The following is a 365-nucleotide window of genomic DNA, read 5'->3' on the forward strand; positions in this document are numbered from 1 at the left end:
TTTTAAAGTAACAAGCTCTGCCATTTTGTTCGCGATCGCCATGACTTTAATAAATAAAGTGGCGCTTATAGAGATTGCAGGTAAAGCATTAGTTGGTTTAGTTAAGGGGGGCACTTACCTTTCTTTATATGGTAATCCCATCAACCTCGTACGCAGTCTGTTTACAGACTATGATGATCAAGTTAAGGAACAAGTAAATGCATTCCTTCATCCTGTTGAAGAAATGAACGAAACGGTCGAAGGCATTCGGACAGGCCTACAAAAATTTATGGAAAACTATCCTACTGTCATTGATAATTTACGACCATACATAGATTCTGCACTATTTAACAACACCGGCTATTATAATATACATATTTATAACA

The 365-nt window shown here is 36.4% G+C and carries 1 pseudogene; it reads left to right on the forward strand.

Annotation, left to right across the window (positions count from 1 at the left end):
• Positions 1-365 (forward strand): annotated as a pseudogene (locus B494_RS21090) (SA1320 family protein); the annotation flags it as partial.

It is taken from the genome of Amphibacillus jilinensis Y1 (assembly GCF_000306965.1).
GTDB classification, from domain to species: domain Bacteria; phylum Bacillota; class Bacilli; order Bacillales; family Amphibacillaceae; genus Amphibacillus_C; species Amphibacillus_C jilinensis.